Annotated in this window: 20 protein-coding genes; 18 read left to right on the top strand and 2 right to left on the bottom strand. The window is 36.7% G+C overall.

Annotation, left to right across the window (positions count from 1 at the left end):
- Positions 1–62: 62 nt before the first annotated feature.
- Positions 63–1,040: a response regulator transcription factor gene (locus C8E03_RS15405; RefSeq protein ID WP_094376107.1), complete on the bottom strand. Its 978-nt coding sequence runs from the start codon at positions 1,038–1,040 to the stop codon at positions 63–65.
- Positions 1,041–1,386: 346 nt separating this feature from the next.
- On the opposite strand from C8E03_RS15405, the gene C8E03_RS15400 reads away from it, so the two are divergent.
- From C8E03_RS15400 to C8E03_RS15365, 8 genes are all read left to right on the top strand, one after another.
- Positions 1,387–2,760, top strand: a complete 1,374-nt coding sequence (locus C8E03_RS15400) for an APC family permease (RefSeq protein WP_242993583.1) — start codon at positions 1,387–1,389, stop codon at positions 2,758–2,760.
- 63 nt (positions 2,761–2,823) lie between these two features.
- Entirely contained in the window at positions 2,824–3,846 is a 1,023-nt protein-coding gene (gene ptcA, locus C8E03_RS15395) for a putrescine carbamoyltransferase (protein WP_094376108.1), read from the top strand.
- Between the two features lie 58 nt (positions 3,847–3,904).
- A complete protein-coding gene (gene aguA / locus C8E03_RS15390; protein ID WP_110291504.1) occupies positions 3,905–5,005 on the top strand; it encodes an agmatine deiminase in 1,101 nt (366 codons plus the stop codon).
- Positions 5,006–5,062: 57 nt separating this feature from the next.
- The gene (gene arcC / locus C8E03_RS15385; protein WP_110291502.1) at positions 5,063–6,001 is read left to right on the top strand and encodes a carbamate kinase; all 939 of its coding nucleotides are present in this window, start codon (positions 5,063–5,065) and stop codon (positions 5,999–6,001) included.
- 282 nt (positions 6,002–6,283) lie between these two features.
- The gene (locus C8E03_RS15380; RefSeq protein WP_110291501.1) at positions 6,284–6,913 is read left to right on the top strand and encodes a TetR/AcrR family transcriptional regulator; all 630 of its coding nucleotides are present in this window, start codon (positions 6,284–6,286) and stop codon (positions 6,911–6,913) included.
- Positions 6,914–6,921: 8 nt separating this feature from the next.
- Complete coding sequence (locus C8E03_RS15375; RefSeq protein ID WP_110291499.1) at positions 6,922–8,229, top strand: MFS transporter; 1,308 nt, start codon at positions 6,922–6,924, stop codon at positions 8,227–8,229.
- Positions 8,204–10,522 carry an ABC transporter permease gene (locus C8E03_RS15370; protein ID WP_110291498.1) on the top strand — a complete coding sequence of 773 codons (2,319 nt, stop codon included), beginning with the start codon at positions 8,204–8,206 and terminating at the stop codon, positions 10,520–10,522. The genes C8E03_RS15375 and C8E03_RS15370 overlap by 26 nt, the downstream gene beginning before the upstream one ends.
- 1 nt (position 10,523) lies before the next feature.
- Positions 10,524–11,282 (top strand): ABC transporter ATP-binding protein, encoded by a 759-nt coding sequence (locus tag C8E03_RS15365; protein ID WP_094376114.1) that lies wholly within the window; start codon positions 10,524–10,526, stop codon positions 11,280–11,282.
- Positions 11,283–11,357: 75 nt separating this feature from the next.
- Here the strand turns inward: C8E03_RS15365 and C8E03_RS15360 are convergent, their stop codons facing one another.
- On the bottom strand, positions 11,358–11,675 hold the full coding sequence (locus C8E03_RS15360; protein ID WP_094376115.1) for a helix-turn-helix domain-containing protein: 318 nt from the start codon (positions 11,673–11,675) through the stop codon (positions 11,358–11,360).
- Positions 11,676–11,933: 258 nt separating this feature from the next.
- On the opposite strand from C8E03_RS15360, the gene C8E03_RS15355 reads away from it, so the two are divergent.
- The 10 genes from C8E03_RS15355 to C8E03_RS15310 all read left to right on the top strand — a co-directional run bounded on the left by C8E03_RS15355 (position 11,934) and on the right by C8E03_RS15310 (position 21,572).
- The gene (locus C8E03_RS15355; RefSeq protein WP_094376116.1) at positions 11,934–12,389 is read left to right on the top strand and encodes a hypothetical protein; all 456 of its coding nucleotides are present in this window, start codon (positions 11,934–11,936) and stop codon (positions 12,387–12,389) included.
- Positions 12,390–12,634: 245 nt separating this feature from the next.
- Positions 12,635–13,813 carry an ABC transporter substrate-binding protein gene (locus C8E03_RS15350; RefSeq protein ID WP_110291496.1) on the top strand — a complete coding sequence of 393 codons (1,179 nt, stop codon included), beginning with the start codon at positions 12,635–12,637 and terminating at the stop codon, positions 13,811–13,813.
- Between the two features lie 188 nt (positions 13,814–14,001).
- Entirely contained in the window at positions 14,002–14,883 is an 882-nt protein-coding gene (locus C8E03_RS15345; protein ID WP_094376166.1) for a branched-chain amino acid ABC transporter permease, read from the top strand.
- A 17-nt stretch (positions 14,884–14,900) separates the two neighbouring features.
- Positions 14,901–15,872 carry a branched-chain amino acid ABC transporter permease gene (locus C8E03_RS15340; RefSeq protein ID WP_110291495.1) on the top strand — a complete coding sequence of 324 codons (972 nt, stop codon included), beginning with the start codon at positions 14,901–14,903 and terminating at the stop codon, positions 15,870–15,872.
- A 3-nt stretch (positions 15,873–15,875) separates the two neighbouring features.
- A complete protein-coding gene (locus tag C8E03_RS15335) occupies positions 15,876–16,634 on the top strand; it encodes an ABC transporter ATP-binding protein (RefSeq protein ID WP_094376119.1) in 759 nt (252 codons plus the stop codon).
- A 12-nt stretch (positions 16,635–16,646) separates the two neighbouring features.
- A complete protein-coding gene (locus C8E03_RS15330) occupies positions 16,647–17,357 on the top strand; it encodes an ABC transporter ATP-binding protein (RefSeq protein WP_094376120.1) in 711 nt (236 codons plus the stop codon).
- Positions 17,358–17,371: 14 nt separating this feature from the next.
- A complete protein-coding gene (locus C8E03_RS15325) occupies positions 17,372–18,001 on the top strand; it encodes a cytidylate kinase-like family protein (RefSeq protein WP_110291493.1) in 630 nt (209 codons plus the stop codon).
- A 90-nt stretch (positions 18,002–18,091) separates the two neighbouring features.
- Positions 18,092–18,367: a metal-sensing transcriptional repressor gene (locus tag C8E03_RS15320; RefSeq protein ID WP_094376122.1), complete on the top strand. Its 276-nt coding sequence runs from the start codon at positions 18,092–18,094 to the stop codon at positions 18,365–18,367.
- A gap of 174 nt (positions 18,368–18,541) precedes the next feature.
- The gene (locus tag C8E03_RS15315; RefSeq protein WP_110291492.1) at positions 18,542–20,407 is read left to right on the top strand and encodes a heavy metal translocating P-type ATPase; all 1,866 of its coding nucleotides are present in this window, start codon (positions 18,542–18,544) and stop codon (positions 20,405–20,407) included.
- A 283-nt stretch (positions 20,408–20,690) separates the two neighbouring features.
- Entirely contained in the window at positions 20,691–21,572 is an 882-nt protein-coding gene (locus C8E03_RS15310; protein ID WP_242993581.1) for a sialate O-acetylesterase, read from the top strand.
- Positions 21,573–21,746: the final 174 nt, after the last annotated feature.

The following is a 21,746-nucleotide window of genomic DNA, read 5'->3' as shown; positions in this document are numbered from 1 at the left end:
ATTTTAAAATAAAAAACCGGATCAGATAGTGTATATTTTTAATAACGAACTGATTTATAAGTTTAATTTTTTTCACTCCAGTCCTGATACAAGCGGATTAACTGGTCTTTTTTTGCAACATTGATTTTATGGTAAATATTATGAACATGTGTTTTGACTGTTCCAAGTGAAATATAAAGAATATCACTGATTTCTTGATTATTCTTATCCTCCAAAATATATTTAAGAATATCTTGTTCCCTTGTAGTCAAGCTGTACAATTTTACAAATTGATAGAAATGGCTATTATTTATTGCAGTAGACAGTTGAGCTGACTTTTGATTTTCAGTTGCAATTGGCAACTGTGCAATAGCATTAAGCTGTAAATCCTTAGAAAAATGATAGATAAAAAATATAGAAAAAATGATACTTAAAATGTCCTCAGTTACACTTCTGTTGTTAATCTTAACCAAAAGACTCTTATAACTATCAAAATTAAATATGACAATGGTATCCTCTAATACGATGAGGAAAGAAAACACAAGCGTACACACCAGTATTTTTTTATACTTCTTTAAAAAAGGAATCTCTTGTGTTATTTTTTTGTCCTTTTTTATAACGATGAGCCCCTTCATACTAAAATAAAAAGTAAAAAGCTGATATGGCAAGTAATAAAGCCATACCATAAGGGCGCTGTCTGGCAGTAAAGGTACAAATAAATCCCATAATCCCAAAAGGATCAAAACAAGATTATCGATTCTAGATAAGGATTTTTCAAATATAAGATTATTTGCATTTATCAAACAATAGGAAGTGACAATGATTATAACTGTTTTAAAGGCTGGTACGGACATAAAAGAAGCATCATATTTTACAGAAAAATCATAAAGAAATTCTGTCATATAGATAACAGTATTATCAAAAATATAAAACAAAAAAAGTATAGTCAGATATAGGCAGTAAGAATACTTTTTCATTCGAAAAGCAATGAAACTGTATATCATAGCGATACCATACAATAAAAGCAATGCAATGTTATATAAAAATATTAAAATGTCCATAAAATACAACCCTCACTTTTCATTTTATGAGTCAAGTATAGCTAAAAAAAATAGAGATTGCAAGGTTGTTTTAGTAAAAAAAGCAACAATTTCATGTGGAAAATATACAAAAGATTAGAAAAGATTATATTAAAAACATACAAAAGATATAAAAAAATCATCCTTTTCAACTCCCCTAAACAGAGATATGTTCAAAGTGTCAGATGACAATGATTTGAAATTTCAATGAGGAAATAATAGCGCTTGAAAAATCCAAATCAAATATTATGAAAAAGAAAGGGAGGAAAAAAGATAGAGCAGAACATATCGGAAGATGCTTTAACACATAAAAAGGGAGAGATAACAAATGTCAGAAATGGATGGTAAGAAAAAATTTAAATTATTTGACGCTATATTAGCTGTTATATGTGTTGTATTTGTTGCAGAAGCTGCTGCTCCGGTTGCAGCTATAGGAAATTCGCAATATTTTTGGTGGATATTTTTAATACTTACCTTTCTATTGCCATATGGCCTAATCGCCTCCGAACTTGGAACTACCTATTCAGGTGAAGGTGGATTATATGATTGGATAAGGAAAGCATTTGGAGCAAAATGGGGCTCAAGAGCATCATGGTACTATTGGATTAATTTCCCGCTTTGGATGGCTTCACTCGCAGTTATGTTTCCTGAAATCATAGGAATGTTGTTGGGAAAGGAAATAGGGGTTGTGCCCAGTCTTTTGATTGAGCTTGCCTTTATCTGGATTATTGTATTGATTAGTTTTTTCCCAATTTGCGATAGTGTTTGGATTTTGAATGGTGCAGCCTTGATTAAGGTGCTGTTAGCCTTAGTAGTGGGCGGCCTTGGAATATATGGAGCAATTACCAAAGGAGTTGCAAATGAGTATACACTGACCTCTTTATTGCCCTCTTTCGATATAAACAGCCTATCCTATATTTCAGTCATTTTGTTTAACTGCTTAGGTTTTGAAGTTATATGTACGTTCACTGATACGATGGAAAATCCAAAGAAGCAGATACCGCAATCCATAATAGCAGGCGGAATCATCATAGCTGCAATTTATATTTTTTCAGCTTTTGGAATCGGAGTTGCGATTCCTACGAGTGAAGTAAGTACGAGCAGTGGTTTAATTGACAGTCTACAGATGTTAACTGGCAAAACAACAGGTTTATTTATCAGCATCATGGCAGTTTTGTTTTTGATAACATTGTTTGGAAACATGATTTCCTGGTCTTTGGGAGTAAATAACGTAGCAATGTATGCTGCAGCCAATGGAGATATGCCAGCAGTTTTTGCAAAGAAAAGCAAGAAAAACGGCATGCCTACAGGGGCGGCTATTATGAATGGATGTGCCGCATCCTTTGTAGTAATTATTGCACCGTTTTTACCTAATCAAGATTTGTTTTGGAGCTTTTTTGCACTAAACTTAGTTATGTTTTTAATGGCATATTTACCGATTTTCCCAGCCTTTTTAAAGCTGAGAAAGGTAGATCCGGATACAGAAAGACCCTTTAAGGTTACAGGAGGTAAGACATTTTTAAAACTACTGGCCTATACACCTATGATGTTAATTATCATTTCATTAATCTTTTTGGCAATACCACTAAGCTTTGACAAAGAAACACTGGAAGCAACACTCCCAATCACTATTGGTTCCATAATATTCATAATGATCGGAGAACTAATAATTAAAATTAAAAAAGTTGGAAAAGAGCATTAATTTAAATTCCTAAACACAATTCAATTATTACTTAAAATGCAGATAAAAAAGGAGAGTAAAATTATGAAAGCAAATGGAGTAACACATTTTATCGACACAAATGACTTTACAAAAGGAGAACTACTAGATATTATCGATCTTTCACTCGCTATTAAGAATTGCATTAAGGTAGGATATTATCCTCCATTACTAAAGAATAAAACCTTGGGGATGATTTTTCAACAGTCATCTACTCGTACCCGTGTTTCCTTTGAAACTGCGATGGAGCAGTTGGGAGGACATGCTCAATACCTTGGCCCAGGTATGATACAGTTGGGCGGTCATGAGACAATCAGTGATACAGGTAAGGTTTTATCTCAGCTCATTGATGTTGTAATGGCACGCGTTATTGATCATAAGAGTGTAGTAGAGCTTGCTAATGCATGCAGCATTCCAGTTTTAAACGCTATGTCCGATTATAATCATCCAACGCAGGAAATCGGTGATATGTGCACAATTGTTGAGAATTTGCCAAGAGGAAAGAAACTTGAGGATTGTAAGGTAGTATTTGTAGGTGACGGAACGCAGGTATGTGCATCGTTAGGATTTATAACAACAAAGCTTGGAATGCATTTTGTACACTACGGACCAAAGACGCATCAGCTAGGTGAAGAGCATAAAAAAGTATTGGAAGAAAATTGTAACGTATCGGGTGGAACATGGGATGTGACAGATGACAGAAATGCTGTAAAAGGAGCTGACTTTATCTATACCGACGTATGGTATGGCTTATATGAAAACGAAATGCCAAAAGAAGAAAGAGTTAGGGTGTTTCATGACTATCAAGTGAATCGAGAATTAATGCAGCTTGGTAATATTGGTTGTAAATTTATGCATTGTCTGCCGGCAACCAGAGGAGAAGACGTAACAGATGAAGTAGCTGACAGCGATTCTTCCCTGTGCTGGGAGGAAGCAGGCAACCGTCTGACTGCTATGAGAGGATTACTTGTATACTTTACAAGATATCAGCGGTCAGGATCAGAGCTTGAAAAAGCTGCAGCGAAAGAGATGCTTGATAACTTTATGGATGAAAGATTGCACAAATAATTTGTTATTTGTTCATTTACATTGAATAAATATATTTTTCTAAGGAGGATGATTGATTATGGCAAAACGTATAGAAGGAACAACACCAAAACAAGATGGGTATCGTATGCCTGGAGAATTTGAACCACAGGAGAAAACTTGGATGCTTTGGCCGGTAAGGCCAGACAACTGGAGAAATGGCGCAAAGCCAGCGCAAAAGGCTTTTGCCGAGGTAGCAAAGGCGATAAGTCAGTTTGAGCCTCTGGTTATGTGTGTGAATCAAGAACAATATACAAACTGTCGTGAGCAGCTTCCACCACAAATAAAGGTGGTGGAAATTGCAAGCAATGATGCGTGGATTCGTGATTGTGGACCAACCTTTGTCATCAATGATAAAGGAGGTATCAGAGGATGTGACTGGACTTTTAATGCGTGGGGAGGTCTGGTAGATGGGCTGTATTTCCCTTGGGATCAGGATGATTTGATTGCCAGAAAGGTATGCGAAATAGAAGAAATTGATTCTTACCGTACAAATCAGTTTATCTTGGAAGGTGGCTCTTTTCATGTTGATGGAGAAGGAACCGTCATGACAACAAAGATGTGTTTACTCAGTGAAGGCCGTAATTCTCATATGAGTCAAAAACAAATTGAGGATAAGCTATGTGAATATTTAAATTGCGAGAAAGTAATTTGGATTGAAGATGGAATTGATCCGGACGAAACCAATGGACACGTTGATGATGTAGCTTGTTTTATCAGACCAGGTGAGGTAGCTTGCATTTATACGGAAGAGGAAGAAAATCCTTTTTATCAGGAAGCAAAGGATGCTTATGAAACTCTAATCAATACAACAGATGCAAAAGGACGTAAATTGAAAGTACATAAGCTTTGCTTACCTAAAAATCCGGTTACGATTATGGGTGATTTTGCTATTGATGCTATCGAAGGAACAAAACCACGAGAAGATGGGGATATCTGTATCGCATCTTACATGAATTTTTTGATTGTAAATGATGGCGTTATTGTACCTCAGTATGGGGATGAAAACGATGCATTGGCATTGAAGCAAATCCAGGAGATGTTTCCAAATCGAAAGGCAGTTGGTGTCAATACAAGAGAAATTGTATACGGTGGTGGAAATATTCACTGTATTACACAGCAACAGCCAAAGGTAAAATAAAAATAGAGAATATGTAATTAAGCTAGGAAAAACAATAACTGTAGGAGGAAATCATTCATGTCAAGAATTGTTATTGCATTGGGCGGCAATGCATTAGGAAAAACAGCAGCGCAGCAACAGGAAATGATACAAAATGCAACACCATCCTTAATTGGTTTAATCGAAAATGGAAATGAAATCATTATCAGTCATGGAAACGGACCACAGGTGGGTATGATTAGCCTGGCATTTGCAGTTGCTTCGCAGCATTCTGGTAATGTATCAAATTTTGAATTTCCGGAATGCACAGCAATGAGTCAAGGATACATTGGTTATCATTTGCAGAAAGGAATCCTTAGAGAGCTAAAGCAGAAAGGAATGCCTTGGCATGTGGCTACGGTTATCACACAAATTGAGGTAGAGAAAGATGATCCTGCTTTCCACAATCCGACAAAGCCTGTAGGAGGCTTCTATACAAAGGAACAAGCACAAGAAATTATGAAAGAAAATCCGAATTTATTATTTAAAGAGGACTCAGGACGAGGTTACCGTCAATTGGTAGCATCGCCAAAGCCAATTGATATTGTGGAAAAGGATTCTATATTGAATCTTCTTGATCAGGAATTTATTGTGATTGCTTGCGGCGGGGGCGGAATTCCGGTTATCAGGGATGAAGAGGGTGATTATCACGGGGTATCTGCAGTGATAGATAAAGATTTTGCATCCTCTAAGCTTGCCGAACTGGTAAGTGCAGATTATCTTTTTATTTTAACGGCAGTAGATCAGGTTGCCATTGACTTTGGAAAACCTAATCAGAAAAATTTAACAGATATTACAGTAGAAGAAGCCAGAAAATACATCGAAGAGGGACAATTCGCACCGGGAAGTATGCTTCCTAAGGTAGAAGCCGCGATTACTTTTGCACAATCTAAACAGGGAAGGGTGGCAGTAATAGGTTCCTTGGAAAAGGCAGTACAGGCTATGGATGGAAGCAGCGGAACAAGAATACATTTATAGCAATAAAAAGAGACTAGTGACAGACAAAATTGCCACTAGTCTTTTTTTATGTAATAGGAAATTGCATCCTATTACATAAAAATGCTCCGCAGGATGCGCACGAATGCAAGTGGAACATGTCGCAGCGTGACTGTATTCGGCGCTGGAAAGCGGAAGTCTCTCATGAGTGAGGAAGGTGTAGATAAAATAAGATTGACAATGGAGTAGAAGCATGTTAATATTTTACCGACAGACAGTCGGTCTATAAAACGTTAAAAACAATAGTTAGCTTAGGAGGCAGTAATGCGAATCGTAAAGGATGCAAAGGAAAGAAGAAATGAAATACTAGATGCGGCAGAAGAATTATTTGGACAGAAAGGTTTTGACAAAACCAGTACAAATGATATTTTAGACAAGGTAAAGATTGCAAGAGGTACTCTTTATTATCATTTTAAATCAAAAGAAGAGATTATGGATGCTTTGATTGAGCGATACAACGATCTATTATTAAGTGCTGCCAAAATGGCAGCAGAGGATAAGCAACTTTCGATAAATGAGCGTATCGCAAGAGTTGTTATGTCGCTTAATATAAATGAGGGAAATGGTAGAGAAATTATTGAGCATATCCACAAGCCCCAAAATGCACTTATGCATCAAAAGATACAGCGTGTCATAATAAATGGAGTTCCTGAAATTCTTACAGGCATTATTTTGGAAGGAATTGATAAGGGAGAATTTAATACGCCATATCCTTATGAATGTATGGAGATGCTTGTTATCTATTTAAATACCCTATTAGACCAGGATATGATTGAGCTTAATGAGACTGATAGGAAAAAACGCTTGAAAGCTTTTTTCTTTCACGTCGAGCGTCTGCTTGGGGTAGAGCAAGGCAGTTTAAAATCTATTGTTCAATTATTTGAACACAAATAGGAGGAGCTATGAAACAATCAGATAAGTCATATGATAAATTTTTAGTTCTTTGGCTGGGTGAATTGATATCGGCAATTGGAAGTGGACTTACTTCCTTTGGTCTTGGAGTGTATGTATATGAGCAGACAGGCCGGGCATCCGCTATGACTTTGGTAACCTTACTTGCATTTTTACCTTCTCTTTTATTAAGTGTACCTGCGGGAGTATTGGCGGATCGGTATGATCGGAGAATATTGATGGTACTTGGAGACAGTTTGTCGGTAATCGGTCTTTTGTACATTTTATATTGTATGAGCTATGGAGAAGCTAAGTTATGGCAGATTTACATCGGAGTTACGATCAGTTCGGTTTTTTCCTCCTTACTAGAGCCTGCATTTAAGGCGACAATTACCGATTTACTTACAAAGGAGGAATATAGCAAGGCAAGTGGACTCGTTCAAATTGCAAATTCTGCGAAGTATTTGATTTCTCCGATACTAGCAGGATTTCTTTTAAGCATTTCAGACATTAAGCTTTTACTTGTCGTAGATATCAGTACATTTTTTGTAACAGTTTACGCTACCTTAATGGTACGAAGCTGCATAGCAACAAGAAAAATCAAGAAATCAACTTCTTTTGTTGCTGCTTTTAGAGAGGGGTGGGACGTTTTATCAAGTAAAAAAGGCATTAAGGTACTTATATTTACAGGTTCACTTATTACCTTTTGTATTGCGTTCATTCAAACGCTGTCAGCTCCGATGATACTTGCTTTCTCAAACAGTGCAGCTCTTGGCACAATGGAGACGGTTTCGGCATGTGGCATACTTGTATCCAGCATTATCATAGGATTTCTTACAATACGAGGCGGCTATACAAAGTTTTTGTCGTTTTCACTATTTGGTGCAGGAATTTGTATGGCAGGTTTTGGATTTTGTGAAAATATTATTGTGATTACGTGCTTTGGATTTTTGTTTTTTGCTTCGCTTCCTTTTGCCAACATGAGTCTTGACTATTTGATTCGAAGTAATATTGATAATTCACTTCAAGGAAGAGCATGGGGATTAATCAGCCTTATTTCACAGCTAGGCTACGTGGTCGCTTACGCTACACTGGGACTGCTAGCAGACTATGTTTTTACACCTTTGCTACGGGATGGGGGAGCACTAGCAGGCAGTATAGGTGCTATTATTGGTATAGGAGACGGAAGAGGGTCAGCATTTCTAATTTTGCTTGCAGGAATTCTATTATGTATAATTTCCATTCTACTATATCAGGTAAAAGCAGTTCATAGTTTGGATAAGGAGGATTCTTATGTATTTCAGAATCATACGCAATGATTTAAAAAAGAGCAAATTGATTTCCACCACAATGCTTTTGTTCGTTAGCATTTCAGCTATGTTGTTATCACTTGCAATGATACTGATTGTTAATTTATTTGGTTCCATTAATATGATGATGACAAAGGCAAAGACACCCCATTTTATGCAGATGCATGATGGAAGCATTGACCTTGAACGGCTTAGTACGTTTGCTGAGGGAATTGATTATGTTGAAGATTTTCAGGTCGCTTCTTTTTTGAATATTGACGGCTCTGATATGATATTTGGGGAGAATTTATTGACAGACAGTGCACAAGACAATGGAGTCACGACTCAAAACAGCTCCTTTGATTATCTGCTTGATTTAGATGAAAATGTAATTGAGGTATCGGATGGAGAGGTCTATGTACCAATTTGCTATTGGAAAGATGGAACGATTAAGCTTAATGATGTGGCAGTCATTGCAGGAAAAAGCTTTGTTGTAGCAGGATTTCTCCGTGATTCCCAGATGAATTCTACCTTATCCTCTTCAAAACGCTTTCTAGTCAGTCAGAATGACTATGCGTCCATGCAGACGAATGCAGGCCTGGAATATTTGATTGAGTTTCGCTTAAATGATATATCAAAGCTCTCAGCATTTGAAGAAGCTTATACCACTGCGGGATTGGAAGCAAATGGACCTACGATTACCTACCCATTAATAAGAATTCTAAATGCTATATCAGATGGTATGGTAATCGGAATTCTTTTACTTATCAGCGTATTAACCGTGATTATTTCTCTTCTATGTCTGCGTTTTACACTGCTTGCAAAAATGGAGGAAGATTATCGTGAGATAGGTGTTATGAAAGCAATTGGACTTTCAATCTCGGATATGAAAAGAATTTATCTTGCTAAATATGTGCTTATTACTTTCTTAGGCTGCATGCTAGGTTTTTTGCTTTCTATGGCAGAAAAAGGTTATGTACTTGAAAATATTAGACTTTATATGGGAGGAAGTGGAATAGAAGAGTTAAGTATTTTACTTGGTGCCATAGGAATTTTACTTATATTTGTCATTATGACACTTTATGTGAATCACATACTGTCACGTTTTCGTGAGATATCTGCGGTTAAAGCCATTCGCTTTGAACTTGAAACGCAGCAAACAAATGCAGGGAAACGCTTCATATTAAGCAGATTTTATACTATGCCGTCTTGCCTGTTTTTAGCGATAAAGGATATACTGGCAAAAAAAAAGCTCTATCGTACAATGTTTTTGGTGATAATATTTGCAACGTTTGTTTTCGTTGTACCTCAAAATATATATTACACTATTTCACAAAAAAGCTTTATTTCGTATATGGGAATCGGAGACAGTGATGTGCGCATCGACCTTCAGCAGGTATCTGAAATTTCCAAGAAAGCTTTGGAAATACAAAAAGTAATTGACAAGGATCCAAATATTTCTAACTATGCCGTACTTACAACTAAGAATTTCACAGTAAAGCTTTTAGATCAAACCCAAAAAAGTATAAAGGTAGAGCTAGGCAACCACTTGATTTTCCCAATTCAATATCAAGAAGGAAAAGCACCGGAAAGTGAAAACGAAATAGCACTCTCTGTTTTAAATTCCGATGACCTTGGTGTCAAGCTTGGGGATACAATGAGCTTAATTGTGGATAATAAAGAGAAAAGCATGCAAATATGTGGAATCTATTCAGACATTACAAATGGAGGCAAAACGGCTAAAGCAGCGTTTAGCGATGATAGTGCAAAAACGATGTGGTGTGTCATTGTAACCAAGCTTATTGAAACCTCTCTGATTGATAATAAGGTGGCTGAATTGAAAGAAGCCTTTCCTTATGCTAAGGTTACAGGAATGGAGGCCTATATAAAAGATACTTTTGGTCAAACAAGAAAAGCAATGAAAACAGCCGGTATTGGTTCTGCGCTGATTGCAGTCATAATTATATTTTTCATTACACTCTTATTTATGAAAATGCTGGTTTCTAAGGATCAGTATTCCATAGCACTTAAAAAATCAATTGGATTTACAAATCAAGACATGATAAAGGAGTATTTTATTTGCTCATTCCTTATCGCTATGTTTGGTATTATAGCTGGAATTCTTCTTTCTAACACACTCGGAGAGGAATTAGCCCGCCAAGCAATTTCCGCTTTTGGAGCGTCAACTTTTCGGTTTGCAAGAAATAAAGTGATGACCTATTTGATTTCACCTCTAATTATGCTAATGGCTGCAATGGGAGCATCATGGTTGGGAACATGCAAAGTCAGTGAAATAAAAATAGCAGAAAGGATAAAGGAATAGTATGAAAAAAATAATAGTCGCTCAAAATGTAATAAAAACGTTCGAGGAAGAACAGGAAAAAAACAGAGTGCTAAATGATGTGTCTCTTTTCATAGAAGAGGGTGAATTTGTGTCGGTTATGGGACCATCGGGATCGGGAAAGTCAACACTTTTGTATGCTCTTAGCGGAATGGACAGGGTAGACGAAGGCCAGATTTACTTTGGTGATATGGAACTTTCAAAAATGACTGAAAAGGAGCTTTCAAGGCTTAGATTAACGAAAATGGGATTTGTCTTTCAACAGGCAGCAATGCTAAAAAATTTAAATTTATTGGATAATATCATATTGCCTTCAATTCATGAAAATAAAAAAAATGCAAAGCATATTCTTGAGAAAGCAAGGAGTCTGATGGAACAGTTGGGAATAGGTGAGCTTATTAACCGTGATATTACGAAAGTTTCGGGGGGGCAATTGCAACGAGCAGGGATATGTCGTGCTCTTTTGAATCATCCGCAAATTATTTTCGGTGATGAACCAACGGGTGCTTTAAACTCGCAATCGGCAGAGGAAATTATGAATATTTTCAAAATAATTAACGAAGATGGTACTACGATTATGCTGGTAACACATGATGCAAAGGTAGCAGCAAGGACAAAAAGAGTTCTATATATGCAAGATGGAATGATTGTAGCAGAGCAAAAGCTTTCTAAATATAATGGAAAGAATCTTAAGGAGAGGGTCAGCGCTGTAACAAATAAGTTAAGAGAAATTGGAATCTAGTTATTTCTACAAGAATGGAATACTGCAACGACCTAGAGCAAGTCGTTAAACGGCTCTTTTTGTAGTTATTTTCTTTTATAATACCTTTGCAATCCGAAGAAGCTGTTCTTTTTTCATATTATCAAAATTTTGTATTTCATTTATAATCTCACGCTCAATTGCAGAGGAAGAATTCTTAAGCTCGCTTTCTAGGATGTAGTCAACAGAAACATCTAAAGCATTACAAATAAGAACAAGAGTACTAAGTGATACTTTTGTTTTATTTGTTTCAATATTTGAAACATGACTGGTATTAATGCCGACTTCATCTGCAACATTTTCCTGAGTAAGATTTCTTGCCATTCTGGCTTCTTTAATTTTCAAACCAATTTTATCAAAATGTATTCTTTCCACAATATTTCCCCCTAAAGATCTGATACTTTAATTGTAATATTTGTATAGTTACAGTATAATAAGTTATTGATATATAAATTATAGTTACAGAATATATTCTGTATGATTGGGGGGAATTTATGAGTACAATTGTTAACAAAGTATTTTATATAATGTTAATTCAAGAATTGAACTATATTGACAGTGCATTATATAATATAAAATGAGGCAATCAATCAGCAACGAATAACAATTCATCAAAACTATGGGAGATATAACATGATTATTATTAAAAATAGGGAAGTGGCAAATCATTTTACGAGAACTTTTATGGAGATGAAAGAAAATATTGTATTTGAAGATATATGTTTGATATCAGACAATAAATTTTTCATTTTTGAACATGATATGACAAAAATGGTGGAGATAGATTTAGAAACCTCCAGCGTAAAAATATTACCGGCCATTCAGGACAAGCTTAAAAACTGCGAAAAATACGAAGCTAAGGATGGAGATTTGGCGAGCAGTATGTGTAATGTTGTTAATGTAGCGGTTACTTATTGGAAGAATTTTATCCCATTTAAAAGTAAGCGAGATTGTAAGAACTTGAGCATGGCAGTAACAAGAGCCCTAAGACCATTTGAAATGTCATTTGAATTAACCTTAAACTGTATTCGGATATTTCATAATAAAAAACCCATATCTTTCGAACAAGCTGTGAATATCTTGCTATAGATTACAAATAATATAAATACGTTCTTTAAATGCTTTTAGGTAAAGTTAGAAAGATGAATGCAAAATATAAACGATAATATTCTACATTTTATCCTAGTAATTGACAAAATATACAATTTAATACTTTGTAACTCTAAAGCATTGACATTTTAAAGCATTTAAGGTATATTGATTTATATTATTTTGTGTGTGAAGGGCAAACAAATGTATGCACTCAATACACAGTTAGAAGCAGGAGGATTATTATGAAAAAAGTGAAAAAGATAATGGCATTGGGCTTAGCAGCAACCTTAACGTTTGCATCTATGACAGGCTGCTCAAGCAAATCGGATACTAATTCCGGCTCAAATTCCGATTCTGGCACAGCTTCCGGTACAAGTGACGAGACATTTGTTATCGGCGGAATAGGACCTCTTACCGGTGATGCTGCATCTTATGGTATTTCTGTTAAACAGGGAGCAGAAATTGCTGTAAAGGAAATAAACGAAGCAGGTGGAGTTAAAGTTGGAGATAAGACTATGCAGCTTGAGCTTAAGTTTGAAGATGATCAGGCAACTGCCGATAAGGCTGTAACTGCATACAATACTTTAATGGATGGTGGAATGAATGTTTTATTAGGCTGTGTAACAACGGGTTCTTGTTTAGCTGTTGTTGACTTGGCTAAGGAGGATAATATCTTAATGCTTACACCATCAGGCTCAGCAGCAGAAATTACAAAAAATGACAATGTATTCCGTTTGTGTTTTACTGATCCTCTACAAGGTGAAACTATGGCAGAGCATATGATTACTGATTTACACTATAAGAACATAGCCGTTATTTATAAAAATTCAGATGAGTACAGTACGGGAGTGTATGAAGCTTTTGCTGCAAAGGTAGCAGAACTTGGCGGTACCATTACGACTGCAGAAGCATTTGCAGACGGTGAGGATTTTAATACACAGCTTACTTCAATTAAAGGAACGGATGCGGAAGCAATATTTGCACCAATTTATTATAATGATGCTGCTCACGTTGTAACACAGGCAGCGGATTTATCTATAACGCTTCCTTTCTTTGGAAGTGATGGTTGGGATGGAATACTTGATACCGTAACAGATAAAGCAACAGTAGAAGGTGCAACTTTCTTAAGCCCATTCTTCTCAGGTGAAGAAACAGCAGCTGATTTTGTAGCAAATTATGAAAAGGCATATAATACAACACCGGATCAGTTTGCCGCAGACGGATATGATGGTGTTTATGTATTCAAATCAGCTTTAGAGCAGGCAAAAACCACTGAAAGTGCAGATTTGATCAGTGCAATGACACAGATTAAGGTAGATGGCCTGACAGGAACCGGGATAAGCTTTTCAGCAACCGGTGAACCACAAAAAGCAGCTAAATTCATCAAAATTGAAAATGGAGAATATGCAGCAGCAAAATAAGTGATAAATGAAGAATAGGAAATAGTTAGTAAAAAGATTGATAGATTAGGGGGCAGTGACTCCTGCTATCAATCTTTTACAGATTTCAGTTGATAAATACAACTTTTATCACATAATATTAAAGGTAAAAGCTGTATTTATCAGTTGAGATGATAAGGCTTAAAAAGCAGGAGGGTATCAGAATGGGAATTCTTCAAAATATTTTAGAGCAAGTGATAAATGGGCTTCGAAGCGGAAGCATCTACGCATTAATTGCGCTTGGTTATACAATGGTTTATGGTATTGCAAAAATGATTAACTTTGCTCATGGTGACATAATCATGGTGGGAGCTTATGCGCTTTATGTTGGGCTTGCTATTTTTCATTTACCGGCAGTGGGAGCCGTACTTTTATCCATTGCAATATGTACAATTCTTGGTGTAGGGATTGAACGGATTGCTTATAAGCCACTTCGTTCAGCACAACCATTAGCAGTTTTGATTACTGCAATTGGCGTTAGCTTTTTATTACAAAGCTTATCCTTGCTTATTTTTGGGGCAACTCCGATTCCGCAGGCATCAATTGTAGGTTTTGATGGAATTAAAATTGGCGGAATTTCAATTTCAGGTATTACAATTGTTACATTAATTGTGACAACAATTTGTATGGCATCCCTTACCTGGTTTATCAATAAGACAAAGCTTGGCAGCGCAATGCGCGCCGTTTCAGAGGATAAGGGGGCGGCAGAGCTTATGGGAATAGATGTGAATAAAACAATTTCACTCACCTTTGCAATTGGTTCTGCACTTGCGGCTATTGCAGGTATTCTTTATGTTTGTCAGTATCAGTCCTTAAAACCTACGCTTGGAGCAATGCCTGGAATTAAAGCATTTGTGGCAGCGGTACTTGGTGGTATTGGTAGTGTGCCGGGAGCAATGCTTGGCGGAATTATTCTTGGATTAATTGAAAGTTTATCAAAGGCATATATATCAACTGAACTTTCTGATGCAATTGTATTTGGTATTCTTGTTCTTGTTTTGCTGATTAAGCCGTCGGGACTTCTTGGTAAAATCAGAAAAGAGAAAGTATAATTTGGAGGAAATAAGTGATGAAAAATAGACAAACTGATAAGCAGCTCATCAAAAACATAGCAATTACTATAATTATATTTATCATTGTAGAATCACTTTTATATGGTGGGTTATTAAGCCGCCAATTCAGAAGCCTTTTAATTCCGGTGTGTATCAATGTGATTTTGGCAGTTTCACTTAACTTAACAACGGGGTTTCTTGGAGAATTAACGTTAGGACATGCAGGATTTATGTCAGTAGGAGCTTACACAGGTGCACTGGTAACTTTAAATATGAATCTCCCTATGGCCATAGAATTTCCAGTTGCTTTGTTTGCAGGAGGTATCGCAGCCGCAATATTCGGTGTTATCATTGGTGTGCCGGTACTTCGACTGCGCGGAGATTATTTGGCAATTGTGACACTTGCGTTTGGTGAAATTATCAAATCAATTATTAATTCAATGAAGATAACAAACGGAGCAATGGGATTGTCAGGAATCGAACTTCATGCAAATTATAAACACTTTGCATACGTTTTTGCTTTAACGGTTATTACAATTTTTGCGATAAAAAATATGGTCCACTCAAGACAAGGCAGAGCGGTATGTGCGATTCGAGATAATTATATTGCGGCTGAAGCAGTTGGTATTTCAGTGAGTAGATTTAAAGTTATGGCATTTGTCGTTGCCGCCTTTTTTGCAGGAATTGCTGGTGTTATCTATAGCCATAACGTAGGAACATTAAAGCCGACTACCTTTGACTATAACAAATCAATTGAGATATTAGTTATTGTAGTACTTGGAGGGATGGGAAGTATTCGTGGCTCTGTTATTGCAGCCATAATACTGACTGTTTTGCCGGAATTACTTCGAAGTGCAGATGAATTCAGAATGCTTTTATATGCAATCGTATTAATTGTAATGATGATTTTTAACTCATCGCAAATAAAACAGCGTATTTTATCAAGTGAAATCTTATCTAGGCTTAGAAGAGTGAAAAAGGAGGCGTAAATCATGGCATTATTAGAGGTTAAGAATTTAGGAATTTCGTTTGGTGGTTTACGCGCAGTTGATGATTTTAACATATCAATTGAAAAAGGTTGTCTCTATGGGTTGATTGGCCCAAACGGAGCAGGTAAGACAACGGTTTTTAATATGTTGACTGGAGTATATCTTCCAACCGATGGAAGCATTATATTGGATGGCAATAATGTAGTAGGAAAGAATCCTGCTCAGATTTGCCAGAGCGGAATAGCAAGAACTTTTCAAAATATTCGATTATTCGGGAAAATGTCTGTTCTTGATAATGTTAAGGTTGCTTTGCATAATGAATACAGCTATTCGTTGGGAAGTGGAATACTTCATTTAAACAAATATAAAAAAACAGAAACAGCTATGAACGAGCGTGCACTTGAGATTTTGAAGGTTTTTGATATGAACGAACAGGCACATATTCTATCCTCTAATCTTCCGTATGGTAAGCAAAGAAAGCTGGAAATTGCAAGAGCTCTTGCAACAAATCCAAAGCTGTTGCTGCTAGATGAGCCGGCAGCAGGAATGAATCCAAATGAAACAGCAGAACTTATGGATACAATTAGTCTGATTCGTGATAAATTTGATATTACCATTTTGCTAATTGAACATGATATGAAGCTTGTTTCTGGTATTTGTGAACAGCTTACGGTACTTAATTTCGGTATGGTGCTAACAACGGGCACGCCTGAGGCAGTATTAAATGATCCGGAAGTAGTGACAGCATATCTTGGAGAATAGGAGGGACGAAGTATGGCTATGTTACAGGTAACAGATTTGGAAGTAAGCTATGGAATGATTCAGGCGATTAAGGGAATCAGCTTTGATGTAAAACAAGGTGAAGTAATTGCCTTAATTGGAGCCAATGGAGCTGGAAAAACGACAATACTGCATACAGTCACCGGATTATTGAAAAGCAAATCAGGCAAGATAGAATTTGAGGGAAAAGACATCACCAAATTGGCGGGAAATAAAATTGTCTCACTTGGGATGGCACATGTGCCGGAAGGAAGAAGGGTATTTGCTGATTTATCGGTACTTGAGAACCTGCGACTGGGTGCGTATACAAGAAAGGATAAGCAAGAAATTGAGGATACACTTCAAATGATTTATAAACGTTTTCCAAGACTGGAGGAGAGAAAATCACAGCTTGCTGGCACATTAAGCGGCGGTGAACAGCAAATGTTAGCTATGGGGCGGGCACTCATGTCACATCCTAAGATTATTTTGATGGATGAACCGTCTATGGGACTCTCTCCAATTTTTGTTTCGGAAATTTTTGATATTATCAAAGAAATAAGTGCGGGTGGTACAACCGTACTGGTGGTAGAGCAAAATGCAAAAAAGGCATTATCGATAGCGAATCGTGCCTATGTATTAGAGACAGGCAAAATCGTATTAAACGGAGCCGCAAAGGAGCTGCTTGAAAACGATTCCGTAAAAAAAGCATATTTAGGAGAATAAACTGGAGGGATATTATGAGTAAATATGTAATTACAATCGCCAGAGGGTATGGAAGCGGCGGAAGAACCATAGGAAAAATGCTTTCAGAAGAGCTTGGGATTCACTATTACGATAGAGAATTACTTCGTCTTGCCTCCGATGAAAGTGGAATAAATGAAGAATTGTTTGGAAAAGCAGATGAGAAAATAAAGGATAGCTTTCTTTACAAAATAATGAGAAAATCCTATTCCGGAGAAATTATTACTCCAGATAGTGATGACTTTGTTTCTAATGATAATCTTTTTAATTTCCAGGCTAAAGTAATACGCCAGTTAGCTAAGGAGGAGGACAAGTCCTGTATTGTTGTTGGTAGATGTGCTGACTATATATTAAAGGATTGTAAGAATGTGATTCGTCTGTTTGTTCATGCACCATTAGAACATTGCATTGATAGGATAGAGCCAATGTCCAATGTATCAAGAAGAGAATTGCAGAAGAAAATTGAAAGAATAGATAAGCACAGAGCTGACTATTATGAATATTATACACACAGAGCCTGGGACAATGCGGCAAACTATGATTTGTGTATTAATACGAGTGAGCTGACCCTTCAAGAGGCTGTAATTCTAATTATGGAATATATTAAGCTACGTATAAAAGAATGAAATATCAACTCATTAAAATACTTGACAAAATGTAGCATTCGAACGATAATATACAAATACCCCTTAAGGTATATTTGTGGAGGTGTTTTTATGAAGAAGTGTATGGATGCGGATAACCTGCATCGTCGTTTGAAAAAAATTATCGGACAGGTACAGGCAATTGATCGTATGGTAGATGAAGATGTTCCTTGTGAGGATGTTTTATCCCAAATTAATGCAGCAAAATCAGCTCTTCATAAAGTTGGGCAGGTTGTATTAGAAGGTCACATTCAGCATTGTGTAAAAGATGGCATTGAACATGGAGATGCAGATAAGACGATTGAGAGCTTTACAAAAGCGGTAGAACGTTTTTCAAATATGGTATGAATATGAAAAACCAGCTAATTATTTGGCTGGTTTTTTTGTATCTATAAGCAAATACTACCCCAATTTCAATAGTACAAAAAGTAATGCCGTAGGCACCTGTTAGTAATATACTTGACAGCTAGTACCCCTATTGGTATAATTTACTTATACCCCTATGGGTATAAAGGAGGGATTATGATAGAATTAGAAAAGTTATTAAAATTGGGTGGGACAAAAAGGGATATCATTTTTTTAGCTGTTTCTGCAATTGCCCTAGTGATAAGCATCCTTGATCTTGTTCCGCTTCCAGTTGATGCGGCATGGGTGGCTATTATATTATGTGGGATTCCAATTATTTTTGAAGCTATGATTGGTCTAGTTACTTCTTTTGATATAAAAGCTGATGTGCTGGTTTCTATAGCATTAATTGCGTCTGTTATGATAGGGGAGGACTTTGCAGCAGGTGAAGTAGCGTTTATTATGCAGCTTGGAGCCTTGCTTGAGAATTTAACTGTGTCAAAGGCAAGAGCCGGAATCGATAAACTGATTCATCTAACTCCGCAGACAGCTAGGAGGATAATAGGTGAAACTCAACAAATAATACCTGCTAAAGACGTAAAGGTTGGCAATTTGCTTCGTGTACTTCCGGGTGAGACAATTCCTGTAGACGGAATTATAACGGTGGGACAGACTTCTATTAATCAAGCAGTAATGACAGGAGAATCACTACCGGTTGATAAAGCAGCAGGAGATGAAGTATCAAGCGGTACGGTGAACCAGTTTGGCTCTTTTGATATGAAAGCAGTTAAGGTTGGAGAGGACAGCTCAATACAGCGTATGGTTCGGCTGGTTCAGTCTGCGGATGCAGGAAAAGCCAAAATAGTAGGTGTTGCAGACAGATGGGCTACTTGGATTGTTTTCTTTGCTCTAAGTTCAGCGGCTCTTACTTGGTTGATTAGCGGAGAAATGATTCGTGCCGTTACCATTTTGGTAGTATTCTGCCCTTGTGCATTAGTACTTGCCACACCTACTGCAATTATGGCATCCATAGGTAATGCTACAAAATATGGATTCTTGGTAAAAGAAGGAGATGCGCTAGAACGGCTTAGCAAGGTAAATACGATTACTTTTGACAAGACTGGAACAGTAACCTATGGATCACCTAAGGTAACTGCCATTTATAGCTTCTTGCCGGAAATTTCATTGGATGAAATATATGCCTATACTGCCAGCGCGGAGGCACGTTCTGAGCATCCTCTGGGGAAAGCGGTTGTTCGCTGCTATCGAAGCGAGAAAAAGAGTGAGCCAAAGACAACAGAGAAATTTCAGATGTTGCCGGGACGTGGAGTCAGAGCAGAAACTTACAATAAGGAAATTGTGGCAGGAAATCTGGAATTGATGTCTGATTTAAACATTATAATAGATAAACAGCAGATTGCTAAGGCAACGGATCATATAGAGATAGGTTGTACAATTATATATTTAGCGATAGACCGTAAAATGGCAGGATTCCTTGCCTTGGCAGATACCTTACGCAAAGAAGCACCCGAAATGATTGAGCAGGTTATGAAAGCTGGAGTGAAAACAGTCTTACTGACGGGTGATCACGAAAGTGCAGCAAAGCATATTGCAAGTCAACTTCATATTCAAGAAGTATATGCAAACTGTCTTCCTGAGGATAAACTAAAATTTATTGATAATTGCCAACGCCAGAATGAACCGGTTTGTATGATTGGAGATGGAATCAACGATGCGCCTGCATTAAAAAAGTCTTTTGTCGGCATAGCAATGGGAGGAATTGGAAGCGATGCTGCAGTGAATGCAGCAGATATAGCGTTGGTTAACGATGATATTAAGGAAATACCACATCTACTGAACTTGTCGAAGAAAATGATGGTAACGATTCATTATAATTTGACTTTTTCGATGATATTGAACTTTTTTGCAATTATACTTGCCATGACTGGAATATTAAATCCAGTTGTGGGGGCATTGGTTCATAATGCAGGTTCCGTCTTTGTTATTATCAATTCGGCATTGCTTCTAAAATGGAGGAAATAAAAATTAGTTGCTTTGCAACTCACGTGGGTGTGAGAGTTCTTTCATAGGAAAGACCTTGTTGTGTTGTACTTTTAGGTTAAACATATACACAATTTAAGTTTATTTATTAAAATAATTGAACAATATTGACAATTATCTAATAATTTGATATTCTAGTGATGTCAAAAGATTCTAAAAATATAGTTGAATTATTAGATAAAAGGGGGAAGTGAGTATGTTATTTAGTAATGGGTTATGAAACGATAGCAACTGTTTATGAAAAATTTGAAGGGAACGGTGTTTTATGGAAAATATTAAAAAAATTTACAAATTGAAAACAGTTTTATGTCTTGCAATCTCGCTAGTGCTGTTTTTACTACCTAGTATCAGCACGAATGCGCAGGCGGATACTTCCAAATTAGTAAAGCTTTCTGATCGGATAAGCCAAACAAAAACATTGTCTGCCGACTCTAAGACAACTAATAAATTTCATGTTTTCTTACTGTTAGGTCAATCTAATATGGCTGGATATGCAAAATCGCAAGCTTCTGACAAAGTCACAAATTCTAGGATTCTTGTATTAGGGTACGATAACAATGCTGCTCTGGGAAGGGTAAAGGATCAGTGGAGTGTAGCTTGTCCTCCTTTACATGCAGCTTGGCTAGATGCAATAGGTCCTGGCGACTGGTTTGCTAAAACACTGATAGAGAAGGTGCCAAGCGGTGATACCATTGGTCTTGTACCATGCGCTATTAGCGGCGAGAAGATTGAAACATTTATGAAATCTGGCGGAAGTAAATACAATTGGATTGTCAATCGTGCAAAGATTGCACAACAAAGCGGCGGTGTGATTGACGGAATCATTTTTCTTCAAGGAGAATCCAATAATGGGGATACTAGCTGGCCTGGTAAAGTAAAAACATTGGTAAATGATCTTAAAACAGATTTACAACTTGGCGATGTTCCATTTATTGCAGGAGAGTTGCTTTACAGCAGCAGTTGTGCAGGTCATAATAAGCTTGTAAATCAGCTTCCATCACAGATTAAAAATTGCTATGTGGTTTCTGCAAGTGGTTTGGTGGTAGACCCTTCCGATACCTATTGGAAATTGCATTTTAGTCATGATTCTCAAGTGATTCTTGGTAAAAGATTTGCTGAAAAAATGATCCAGGCTCTTGGTTGGTAAATTTTTAAAATGTGACACAATCGTTAAATAAAATAATTAATTTCAATATTTTTTATAGGAGCTGTTACAAATAACTGATTTTTAGTGATTTGTGACAGTTTCTTTTTGAGTCTATGAAAAATCCACTTATTCAAAACGTTATCATAAGTGTCAAACTAATGATAGAGCAAAAAG

Source organism: Lachnotalea glycerini (assembly GCF_003201285.1).
In the GTDB taxonomy this organism is placed as follows: Bacteria; Bacillota; Clostridia; order Lachnospirales; family Lachnospiraceae; genus Lachnotalea; species Lachnotalea glycerini.
This window is presented reverse-complemented; position numbering and strand designations above follow the sequence as displayed.

Coding starts and splice junctions, on each gene's coding strand:
- C8E03_RS15340 (WP_110291495.1), top strand. CDS start 14,901: ATGAAAAATAGACAAACTGATAAGCAGCTCATCAAAAACATAGCAATT.
- C8E03_RS15355 (WP_094376116.1), top strand. CDS start 11,934: ATGATTATTATTAAAAATAGGGAAGTGGCAAATCATTTTACGAGAACT.
- C8E03_RS15375 (WP_110291499.1), top strand. CDS start 6,922: ATGAAACAATCAGATAAGTCATATGATAAATTTTTAGTTCTTTGGCTG.
- C8E03_RS15310 (WP_242993581.1), top strand. CDS start 20,691: ATGGAAAATATTAAAAAAATTTACAAATTGAAAACAGTTTTATGTCTT.
- C8E03_RS15330 (WP_094376120.1), top strand. CDS start 16,647: ATGGCTATGTTACAGGTAACAGATTTGGAAGTAAGCTATGGAATGATT.
- C8E03_RS15350 (WP_110291496.1), top strand. CDS start 12,635: ATGAAAAAAGTGAAAAAGATAATGGCATTGGGCTTAGCAGCAACCTTA.
- arcC (WP_110291502.1), top strand. CDS start 5,063: ATGTCAAGAATTGTTATTGCATTGGGCGGCAATGCATTAGGAAAAACA.
- C8E03_RS15370 (WP_110291498.1), top strand. CDS start 8,204: ATGTATTTCAGAATCATACGCAATGATTTAAAAAAGAGCAAATTGATT.
- C8E03_RS15380 (WP_110291501.1), top strand. CDS start 6,284: ATGCGAATCGTAAAGGATGCAAAGGAAAGAAGAAATGAAATACTAGAT.
- ptcA (WP_094376108.1), top strand. CDS start 2,824: ATGAAAGCAAATGGAGTAACACATTTTATCGACACAAATGACTTTACA.
- C8E03_RS15315 (WP_110291492.1), top strand. CDS start 18,542: ATGATAGAATTAGAAAAGTTATTAAAATTGGGTGGGACAAAAAGGGAT.
- aguA (WP_110291504.1), top strand. CDS start 3,905: ATGGCAAAACGTATAGAAGGAACAACACCAAAACAAGATGGGTATCGT.
- C8E03_RS15335 (WP_094376119.1), top strand. CDS start 15,876: ATGGCATTATTAGAGGTTAAGAATTTAGGAATTTCGTTTGGTGGTTTA.
- C8E03_RS15320 (WP_094376122.1), top strand. CDS start 18,092: ATGAAGAAGTGTATGGATGCGGATAACCTGCATCGTCGTTTGAAAAAA.
- C8E03_RS15365 (WP_094376114.1), top strand. CDS start 10,524: ATGAAAAAAATAATAGTCGCTCAAAATGTAATAAAAACGTTCGAGGAA.
- C8E03_RS15325 (WP_110291493.1), top strand. CDS start 17,372: ATGAGTAAATATGTAATTACAATCGCCAGAGGGTATGGAAGCGGCGGA.
- C8E03_RS15400 (WP_242993583.1), top strand. CDS start 1,387: ATGTCAGAAATGGATGGTAAGAAAAAATTTAAATTATTTGACGCTATA.
- C8E03_RS15405 (WP_094376107.1), bottom strand. CDS start 1,040: ATGGACATTTTAATATTTTTATATAACATTGCATTGCTTTTATTGTAT.